Raw genomic sequence first — 9,732 nt, 5'->3', positions numbered from 1 at the left:
ATGGAGCGGGAAACGAGAGTCGAACTCGCGACATCAACCATGGCAAGGTTGCGCTCTACCACTGAGCTATTCCCGCATGCGGTAAAGATGAAGCGCGATTGTAGCCTATAAATTTTCATTTGTCAATAATTTCTCGCTTAAATTTCATAAATTTTTACGATTTCTCCAGCGCGAACTTTGTCACATTCGGGGTCAGCCAAGAAAAAATGCGATGCCGCAGCCAGCGGTCTGATGCGCCCAGAAGGCGACGGCATAGGCGTAAAAACTCCGCCTTCATATGCGCCTACGGTTAAATTTACTCTGCCGCTTTTTAGCTTCAGATCGCTTGCGAGCTTGGCATAGATCGCCGCTTCTGCGCTAAAAGCCTCGCTTGCGCCGCTAAGCTTAAATAGGATCGGCAGTATGACTGCGCGCGTAAGCACGAAAGCAGCCATTGGATTGCCTGCCATTGCAAAGATGAATTTGCCGTCTTTTGCGAAGCACTTGCTGGGGCGGCCGGGCTTGATATCAATGTGATCGAAAGCCTGCAAAAATCCAAGTTCACTCATAGCGCTTTGCATAAAATCCGCCTCCCCAGCACTTGCTCCACCGCTGGTAATTAGCACGTCAAATTTACGCGTAGCAGCGTTTAGCGCCTCGCATACCGCGCTAAAATCATCCTTTAAAATCCCTAAATACTCATTTTCAAAGCCGTATTTTTGCAGCAATGCAGCAATGCCGCTAGAGTTGGCGTTATAAATTTCGCGCTCACTTGCGCTCTGCCACGGCTCTTTTAGTTCGTTTCCACTGGAAAATAGAGCGATTTTAGGCCGCGCGTAAACATCCACTTCGTAAATTCCTTGCGCGGCAAGAAGCATGATTTTAGCAGGGTTTAAAATTTCACCACGGCGCAATAAAAGCTCGCCTGCGCGCACTTCTTCGCCTTTTTTACGAAAGCCGTCGTGAGCATGAACGGAAGCAGGGATTTTTAGAGTTCCGCCTTGCGCGTCTACATCCTCTAGCCTCGCGACAGAGTCCGCGCCTACAGGCATTGGCGCGCCGGTCATTATCTTTTGCGCTTGCGCAGCCTTGATTTCGTAGAATTTCTCATCTCCTGCAAAAATCGTAGGCTCTACGATCTCTAGATCTTCGTCTTTGAATTCCGCCGCGTAGGCATAGCCGTCAAGCGCCGAATTATCGAAGCAGGGTAGGTTTTTAATCGCAGAAATATCGCTAGAAAGGATACGACCTAGGGCGCCGGGAAGAGGTACCATTTCGCTCCGCCTGCTTGATGTGATTCTGGCCGTAGCCAAATCTATAGCCTCATTTATTCCTATCATTTTAAGTCCTTTTTATCATTTTTTACATTTTAAATTCGCGCAGTTAAGACCTCACATAGTCTTAAATTCTATGTTTTGCCAAAGCTTGCAAAGCAAAATTTACCCAAATAAATGTGCGAAATTTTATGGGCTCAAACTTGTCTTGTTTTAATGCGAGCGTTGCTTAAAATTTCAAAACATTTCGCTCGTAAAATTCCGCTTTGCCCTAGGAATTCCACCCACATTTGCTTAAAAAATTCCACCACGGCTCGTTCATTAAATTTTACCAAAGCTCACTACTTAAATTCTTAAGGGGTTCATCCTTCGAAATTCTACCAAGATTTGCCTTTAAAATTTCGCCACACTTAGCTTTAGCGATTTAAATGCATTGCTGCTGATAGAATTTACGTGGCTCTTACGTAGCGTGGCATTTTAAAACGCGTTTTGCATAAAATTCCGCATCACTTGCTCGCACAAGATTTTTATTCCGAAGTCCTCATTCCTCCAGTCTCTGTATGTCCGCGCCAAGCGCACCAAGCTTAGCCTCTAGTCTCTCATATCCGCGATCCAGGTGGTAAATTCTATGTATTTTACTCTCGCCGCGCGCCGCAAGGGCGGCTAAAACGAGTGCCGAACTAGCTCGCAGATCGGTTGCCATAACGTCCGCGCCGTTTAGCTTGCCGCCGCTGATCGTCGCGATGTGTCCGTTTAAGCGGATATCTGCGCCCATTCTTGAAAGTTCGCTAACGTGCATGAAGCGGTTTTCAAAAAGCCTCTCGTCGATGGTGCTGACGCCCGTGGCTACACACGCCAGCGCCATAAACTGCGCCTGCATATCGGTAGGAAAGCCCGGATATTCGCTCGTTATAATCTCTACAGGTTTGATCTTTGAAGCGGGTAAGATCGTGATCTCGTCGCCGCCGTTTGAAATTTCAAATTTAAAGCCCATATCTTCAAATTTTGCAAGTACGGCGCCAAGATGAGCTGCGCAGGCGTGCGTGATCGTGATACGGGAGCCGGTGATCGCGCCTGCGCACAGATAGGTGCCAGCCTCGATGCGATCGGGAATAATCGAAATTTCATCCAAGCCTAAAAGCTCGCCGCCGCTTCCTTTAATGAGAATCTCGTTCGTGCCGATGCCATCTATGTCGATGCCTGCGCTTTTTAATGCGTTGCAAACGGCGATTACTTCGGGCTCTTTTGCCGCGTTTATGATATGAGTGGTGCCGCTTGCTAAGGCTGCCGCCATTACGATGTTTTCGGTGCCAGTGACGGTAATTTTGTCAAAATTTATAGTCGCGCCCTTAAGCCCCTTTTTTACGGTGCAAACGACATAGCCTTGCTCGATCTTAACCTCCGCGCCCATCTTTTCAAGCGCGCTAAGATGCAGATCAATCGGTCTGGCACCGATCGCGCAGCCTCCGGGAAGACTTACCTCGCAGTGTCTAAACCGCGCTAAAAGCGGCCCCAGCACCAAGATCGAAGCTCGCATTTTGCGCACTATGTCGTAGATCGCCTTGGTCGAGTTTACCTCGCGCGTATCGATTTTGGCGGTGTTGGCGTCAAGAAACTCGCACTTTGCGCCTAAATTTGAAAGCAGCTGAATTAGCGTGTGGATATCGGAAACTGCGGGTAAATTTTTAATTACGACTTCGTTTTTTGAAAGGATAGATAGAGCTATGAGCGGCAGTGCGGCGTTTTTTGCGCCACTTATTTTGACGCTACCGCTTAGTTTTTTGCCCCCGTTAATTCGTAGATAATGCATGATTTCTCCGTGTAAAATTTCGACGATTATACAGAATTTAGCTTTAAAGTTACCATTTTGTTACCACTGAGCGCTAAAATTACGCCTAAATTTAACCGTTACATAATTTTATAAGGATTTTATATGAAACAACTAATTATTTGCGCTTTGGGTGCGTTTTTGCTGGTCGGTTGCTCCTCAAAAGCCCCGTCTGCCGGCAGCCAGCAGGCTTATGTCTTAAACGATCATGAAGAAGGAATAACTTCGGTGCCGGGAAGCGAGTTTAACCGCCCGCTAATCGCATCTGTAGACGATTACACCGGCACTCGCGCGGGAGGGGACTGCAGCGGATTTATCACCGTGCTAAATGATAAATACGATGATCTATTTTTTAACTCAAAAGATCTGCCAAAATACTTCACTAACGGACGTAAATCCCAAGCAATATATAATTATTACAGCCGTAGAAATTTACTCAGCAATACGCCGCGAGTGGGGGATTTGGTGTTTTTTCAAAACACCTTGCGCTCTAACAAAGGCAAGGTCAATAACGAGATCAGCCATATCGGTATCGTGCGCGAGATCTATGCTGATGGTCGCGTGAAATTTGTCCACAATACTCGCGGTAGAAATCAAGCGGACTTCGTAAATTTAAATAAGAAAAACGTCCATGTAGCAGGACAAAAGATGGAAAATAGCTATATCGTACGCTGCGGCAAAGACCGCATAAGCTGCCTAGCATCGAACCGCTTCGCAGGATATGGACGAGTAAATAACTAGAATTTTGAAAATTTTTTTCCGTATTTTTTGAAAAATTTCTTATAACGTTTGGAATTTATTAGATTTTATGGAATTTTGCTAGACCTTTTAAAAATTCGCGGCGGTTTGATTTATGCTCTAAAATTTCAAGTAAAATTTTGCAGATAATTTAGCTTGGGATTTTAGCTGTAACCTAGCTTTGTAGAATTTATTAAATTCCTAAAATTCCAATCAAATTTTAGAATTTTATGGTTTTTAAACTCCTGCAGCAAAAACTTACCAATAAAAACTCATTTTGATGCTGTTATGGCAAATCAAATTAGCATTTTTAACGCGTAATTATATATAACAAGCATTTAATAAAATATTACTCTAAAAATTTATTTTGAAATTAATTTAAACTCAAATTTTTATTATTCTTGGTGAAATTATACTTATAATTATACATAAAATTCTACGAAATAGCTTCATATAGTTGAAATTCCATCGTTATTAAATTTAACGGCATGTTTGTTTTTTAATTTACGTCAGATAAACTTTATAAATTCCAGTAAAGCTTTCAAAAAAGATTTACGGTCTAAATTTTGTTACGAAAATTTTAGTTTAAAGCTTTATATCTAAATTTTAAATTTTAGCGCAGCTATTTGATAAGGCGCTTTCAATTAAAACTATTAGCGAATTTTAATGCTAGCACTTATCCATAAATTTATCTCTAGCCTATAAAATCACACTACGCCTTTAATTTAATAAAAATTTTGCTACTATGCGTGAAAAATTTAAGGAGCTTCATGCAATCAGGCAAATTTACTCTCGCGATCATCGCGGTGAATATCCTATTTTTCGTAATTTCATTCGCATTGGAATATTTTTTCGGCTTTAAGTCCTACCTGTTTTTTGGGCTCAATCCATATTTTTTCGAGGGGATGCCGTGGCAGCTACTAAGTTCATTTTTTATGCATGGTGGAGTGATGCATCTAGCGATGAATATGGCAGTTTTGTATCAATTTGGTGGGATTTTAGAGCGAGCGTTCGGTGGGATAAAATTTACGCTGCTTTACATCGTAGGCGGGCTGCTGAGCGGCGCTTTGTGTCTGATTTATATCCGTTATGCCATGAGTATGGGAGAAATCGTCAATATCGTAGGCGCTAGTGGCGCTATTTGCGTGCTTTTAGGCGTGATTGCTTATTTTGATGAGCGCAATACGGGCGGGATTTTTGTCGCGATTTTGATAATGAGCTTTGCGCCGATGTTAATGGGCGTAAATGTGGCATGGTTTGCGCACATAGCGGGATTCGTGGTCGGTTATGGCTTTGGAATGATCCAGAAAAAATTTAGAATTTTGTAGAATTTATCGCTAAATTATACATAAAATTTTATGAAAGGATGCAGATGAAGCGGATATATTTTATAAGACATGCCGAGGCGCAAAGAGACAACGGAAGCGATTTTGAGCGGACATTAAGCTATGCGGGCGAACTTTGCGCAATTAAACTCGGAGAAAAGCTGCGTAGCTTGAGGCTTGTGCCTGATTTAATTATTACAAGCTCGGCTATACGCGCACTCCATACGGCGCAACTTATCGCTAATGCGCTGGACGCGACAAAAAAGATAGTGTCATTGCGAGAGTTATATGACGCAAGCTTATGGGATTTGGCAAAGTTTGTTCGCGGCTTGGATGAGAAACGATTTTTTGGGTGCGGTGTGAATGTTGAAAAATACAATGTGGTTGGTCTGAGTAGCGAAAAACATCGCGACGCAAACGCTGAAAATTCTGCTTTTAAGAGCGCTAAAATTCCCGCTAGCATTAGCGAAAATAATGCGCTATCTTGCAATGATGTGGAAATTTCTAGCACAGATGTTATGCGAAATTTTAATGCAGCTAGCGCGGAATGCGTATTTATCGTTGGACATAATCCGGCAATAGGCGGAATTTGCTCGCTTTTAGGCGAGAAGGAAATCGATAAATTTCCTCCTTGCTCGATTTGCGGCTTAGAATTTGACATTCATAAATTCTTAGATATTACCGATCATAGCGGCAAGATGGTAATGCTGCAATGCCCTTAATTACGCTTTTAACGCTTCATAGTTACAATCGGGCGGCTCGTTGGCGCATTTAAAGCTACTTTTTGCCGAGCATTGTCATATACTCGTAAAATAAGACCATATGGCAAAATAGCAAATTATTTTTGAGATAACTTTAAATTTTAAAAAATTTCCAATGATGTGGCTCGCCTTGAAATCGTAGACTAAATGAGTCAGAAAACTAAATTTCATATTTTTAGATGATCGAGTGTTAGCACTTTCGCTTGAAATTCCATTTGCTTTGGAAAATCTTAAGTTTAGATTTTGCGGATGGAAATTTCATGCTGAAATTTTCTCAAAAACATAAAATTATTGAGAAGAATAAAATTTATTAAGTAAAATTTAATAGTAACCGTGGTATCATTCCCTAAAAATTTTGATAGGGAATTGAAATGAGACAGTACGAAACTTACAGATGCGACAAATGCGGCGCGGAGGTCGAGGTGCAAAAAGTAGGCGGCGGCGCGCTTAGCTGCTGCGGCGAGCCGATGAAATGTATAACCGAGGATCTGACGCAGGTAAATTTGATGAAGGCGTTCGCAGGCGAGTCCCAGGCGCGCAACAAATACGATCTTTACGGCGATTTAGCCAAAGAAGCTGGCTTTCACGCCATTGCACGACATTTTTACGAGGCTGCCGAAAACGAAAAATGGCATGCCAGAGCTGAGCTAAAGGCGCATCATGCAGCCGCAGGCATTCCGCTTGATAAGATGGATAAAAATCTGCTTGATGCTGCTGCCGGCGAGCGCTACGAGCACGAGAGCATGTATCCGAGCTTCGCTAAAATTGCGACCGAAGAGGGCAAAAAAGAGGTAGCGCGCCTTTTTAACGCCATTGGCAAGGTCGAGCAGGAGCACGAGCGCGAATACAACGAGCTTCAAAAGATCCTGCTAGAAGAGGGCTTTTTCGAGAGTTTCGACGAAGAAGTTTGGGTGTGCGAGGTCTGCGGGCACGTTCATCGCGGCAAGAAAGCCCCAGGCGCCTGTCCGCTCTGCAAGGCTCCGCGCGAGTATTTCAAAAAACAAAGGCTTGTTTAATTTTGATGCTTGCGGCACGGCGTTTTTGCGATAGCTTTTGAAGCCGTCGCAAATCTCGTTTATTGTCGCAAGCCGATCGCTTAAATCTTGGCTTAAAATTTTGCGCGAGATTTCGTCTTTTTGCTCCTTTTTGCCGCGGGACTCCGTGGCTAGACGAAATCTCGGGCTAAATTTATTTAGCCTAAACTCCTTTTCTTATCCCCCTAAGAAATGAAATCCTGCTCGCAAGAGCGGGATTTCTGTCGTAAAATAAATCTAAAATAGTCATGCCGATGATTTTATCTCTTTAAATTTTTAGTGGAAATTTCTATATGATTCTTGCGCTGTTTACGAAGCAAGCTTCGCATCGGTAAATTTCACAGCAAACTTTGGTGGCAGAATCTTTTGTGTCTTTAATTTTAAGGCGAATACGGTGCGATGAGAATTTGAAAGCAAATCAAACTATAAAATTTCGAGGGTTTAAATTTTAAATCAGAAATTCCATCCTTACGGAATTTGCAGATAAATTTTATATCCGCTACCTCTTAATATGTCGATTATCTTTTGCTTATAAAATCCTCGGATGAAATACCGTATAGTCAAAATTTAAATGAAATTTTATACTAAATTTATCTGGAATTTTAGGCAAAATCGCATGAGAAAATCTAAAAAGTAAATTATTCTATATTCCAAAAGAGTAAAATTTTAGATTCTTTTGCGATCAAGCTCTAAGGCTCGCGCGTTAATTTTAAATTTTGCCGAGTTAAATTCTAAAGCTCGCAAGGTAAAATTTTTAGGTTCTGTTATGCTAGTATGAAAAACAAATTTCAGAATTTTTCAAAATAAAATTCTGAAATTCTTGTAAAATATTCCATAAAAACGATTTTAAAGCCGTCTCAAAACGAAATTCAAAAAATCTTGCTCAAGCAAGCCTCGCAACGCCGCAAATTTTAAAATTTCACTCCTCGAATTCCTCCGCGACCTTCGCCGCAAGGCGCAGTTTGTCGCTGTCGAAGTGGGTGTAGATGCGCGAAGTATTTAGGCTCGCGTGGCCGAGGGCTTCTTGGACGAGCACGAGGTCCTTTTGCTTTTTGTAAAGCATCGTCGCGAAGGTATGGCGCAGCATGTGAGCGCCGTTTTTTTCCTTGCGGATGCCCGCGCTCATTAAAATTTTCTCCACGATGCCGCTGACATAGGCCTGAGTAAGCGGCGCGCCGTTTTTGGTGACGAAAAGATAGCCCTCTTTGTTTGCAAAGTTCGTCTCCAGCGCGTTTAGATGCTCCTCGATCAGGTGGCGCTTGATCATTACGATGCGGTATTTATTGCCCTTGCCGCGGATTCGGATGACGAAAAGATCGCCCTCGGGCGCGATATCTTTGCGCTTTAAATTTATCGCTTCGCCCACGCGGATACCCGTATAGACGATTATTTTTACGATTAGGCGGTTGCGATGGGCAAAGGAGGGAAACTCGCTTAGATTTATCGCGTCCAAAAACCGCTTAAGCTCCTCCTCGCTCATAAACTCCGGAAGCTTCGTGCCGCGGCTGCCGCTAATACCGCCCCAGTGCTTAAGCTCGATGCCGTAGTTGTGCGAGGTGCCGTCCTGCTCGTTTTGGCGGTCGATGAAGCCGAAAAAATTTATCAGCGCGATGCGGTAGTTTTTTTTGCTCGCATCGCTCAGACCGCCTGTAATCGAGGCTAAAATTTCGCTCAAAAGCTCCTCGTCGATATTTTTCATGCTCTCAAGGCCGTACTGCATGATCGCTTCGTAAAATTTTTTAAGCGGGTTAAAATAGGTATTGATGCCGGTAAGTCCCGCATTTCGCGCATCTTTTGCAAGGCGCTCGAGTTCGCCGATACTTGCTACCTCGTGATTTAGAGCCAGGCTCGCGCGGCGAAACAGCGCGTCGTTTTTCAGCTCCTTATTCGATAGCGCGCTTAGCTTGTAGCGTACGAATTTTACGAGCCAAAACAGCAGCGATTTTTCAAAGCTATCCTTATAATCGAGCGGGAATTTCATTTGTTCTCCTCGCTGTCGCCGAAGATTACAAAAGGCAGCATCAGCGTGTTTTTGATGAGATTATACGGCGTTTTTAGCACGTCGGTCGCAACGGCGGTCGAGTAGGTGGGCTTTTTCGTCGTGCCGCGAATCTCGATGATCGTGGAGATCGTGTTGTTTTCGCCCAAGATGATATGATTTAGAAGCGGAATTTTTGAGATTATCGAGCTTGCGTCTTTGAGGTATTTAAGCTCCAGATCGATATTCAGCGCGCCGTTTTTTATATCAACTTCGCCGTTGCCCGCGATATCTGCGCTACTGCCGGTAAAATTCATCGCGTTTATGTAAATTTTATCGCCGCTGCGGCGAAAGTAAATTTTACCCTTCTGCACGCTAAAGCCGCGATCGTTGAAATCGGGCGTCTTAAACGTAAGCAGCGATGGCACCGAGTTTATAAAGCTAAGCAGCCTTTGATAGATGATGTAGTCCTTCAGATAGGTGTTTTGCACGTTGATCTCGCCGCGGTAGTTTCGCGGATCGATGCCGCTTGCTTTCAGCGTAAATACCCCTCCGTCGAAGCTCTGCGAGCCTAGGAATTGATTAAGCGCCTCGCCGCTGATGTTTTGCGCAAAAATTTGAAGCAAACTCTTTTTAAAGATCACCTTCACGTCGCCGCGCTTAAAGCTTGCGTTCAGGTTCATATTTTTGCCGTCCAGCACGCCGTTAAAGTGCGTAAATTTCAGCGTCTTATTAAGATCGGATAGCACGATCGTAGAATTTTGCCCGCTGAAATTTATCGGCGAGCGCTCCTTTGTGCCGCTATTAAACTCGCT

General features: G+C 43.5%; 8 protein-coding genes and 1 tRNA gene. 4 read left to right on the top strand and 5 right to left on the bottom strand.

The window, feature by feature from the left end; translation table 11 throughout:
• Position 1 precedes the first annotated feature (1 nt).
• The 3 genes from Q0224_RS06475 to murA all read right to left on the bottom strand — a co-directional run bounded on the left by Q0224_RS06475 (position 2) and on the right by murA (position 3,063).
• A tRNA-Gly gene (locus Q0224_RS06475) sits at positions 2-76 on the bottom strand.
• A 61-nt stretch (positions 77-137) separates the two neighbouring features.
• Positions 138-1,319, bottom strand: a complete 1,182-nt coding sequence (locus Q0224_RS06470) for a molybdopterin molybdotransferase MoeA (protein ID WP_297949989.1) — start codon at positions 1,317-1,319, stop codon at positions 138-140.
• A 475-nt stretch (positions 1,320-1,794) separates the two neighbouring features.
• Positions 1,795-3,063 carry a UDP-N-acetylglucosamine 1-carboxyvinyltransferase gene (gene murA / locus Q0224_RS06465; protein WP_297949987.1) on the bottom strand — a complete coding sequence of 423 codons (1,269 nt, stop codon included), beginning with the start codon at positions 3,061-3,063 and terminating at the stop codon, positions 1,795-1,797.
• Positions 3,064-3,186: 123 nt separating this feature from the next.
• Between murA and Q0224_RS06460 the strand changes: the two genes are divergently transcribed.
• From Q0224_RS06460 to Q0224_RS06445, 4 genes are all read left to right on the top strand, one after another.
• Complete coding sequence (locus tag Q0224_RS06460) at positions 3,187-3,822, top strand: NlpC/P60 family protein (protein WP_297895564.1); 636 nt, start codon at positions 3,187-3,189, stop codon at positions 3,820-3,822.
• 767 nt (positions 3,823-4,589) lie between these two features.
• Entirely contained in the window at positions 4,590-5,147 is a 558-nt protein-coding gene (locus Q0224_RS06455) for a rhomboid family intramembrane serine protease (RefSeq protein WP_297949985.1), read from the top strand.
• 44 nt (positions 5,148-5,191) lie between these two features.
• Positions 5,192-5,866, top strand: coding sequence for a histidine phosphatase family protein (locus Q0224_RS06450; RefSeq protein ID WP_297949983.1), 675 nt, complete (start codon positions 5,192-5,194; stop codon positions 5,864-5,866).
• Positions 5,867-6,276: 410 nt separating this feature from the next.
• Positions 6,277-6,921, top strand: a complete 645-nt coding sequence (locus Q0224_RS06445) for a ferritin family protein (RefSeq protein ID WP_177388306.1) — start codon at positions 6,277-6,279, stop codon at positions 6,919-6,921.
• 937 nt (positions 6,922-7,858) lie between these two features.
• Here Q0224_RS06445 and Q0224_RS06440 read toward each other — a convergent pair.
• Positions 7,859-8,920, bottom strand: a complete 1,062-nt coding sequence (locus tag Q0224_RS06440; protein WP_297949980.1) for a tyrosine-type recombinase/integrase — start codon at positions 8,918-8,920, stop codon at positions 7,859-7,861.
• A partial coding sequence (locus Q0224_RS06435; RefSeq protein WP_297949978.1) for an AsmA-like C-terminal domain-containing protein occupies positions 8,917-9,732 on the bottom strand: 816 nt, incomplete at its 5' end. The genes Q0224_RS06440 and Q0224_RS06435, both read right to left, overlap by 4 nt.

The organism is uncultured Campylobacter sp., from assembly GCF_938002845.1.
Classification (GTDB): domain Bacteria; phylum Campylobacterota; class Campylobacteria; order Campylobacterales; family Campylobacteraceae; genus Campylobacter_B.
The sequence above is the reverse complement of the archived record's forward strand: the minus strand, read 5'-3'. Positions and strand labels throughout refer to the sequence as shown.

What these genes read in the sequence shown, in the direction of transcription:
- Q0224_RS06470 (WP_297949989.1), bottom strand. Translation starts at nt 1,319, where the DNA reads ATGATAGGAATAAATGAGGCTATAGATTTGGCTACGGCCAGAATCACA.
- murA (WP_297949987.1), bottom strand. Translation starts at nt 3,063, where the DNA reads ATGCATTATCTACGAATTAACGGGGGCAAAAAACTAAGCGGTAGCGTC.
- Q0224_RS06460 (WP_297895564.1), top strand. Translation starts at nt 3,187, where the DNA reads ATGAAACAACTAATTATTTGCGCTTTGGGTGCGTTTTTGCTGGTCGGT.
- Q0224_RS06455 (WP_297949985.1), top strand. Translation starts at nt 4,590, where the DNA reads ATGCAATCAGGCAAATTTACTCTCGCGATCATCGCGGTGAATATCCTA.
- Q0224_RS06450 (WP_297949983.1), top strand. Translation starts at nt 5,192, where the DNA reads ATGAAGCGGATATATTTTATAAGACATGCCGAGGCGCAAAGAGACAAC.
- Q0224_RS06445 (WP_177388306.1), top strand. Translation starts at nt 6,277, where the DNA reads ATGAGACAGTACGAAACTTACAGATGCGACAAATGCGGCGCGGAGGTC.
- Q0224_RS06440 (WP_297949980.1), bottom strand. Translation starts at nt 8,920, where the DNA reads ATGAAATTCCCGCTCGATTATAAGGATAGCTTTGAAAAATCGCTGCTG.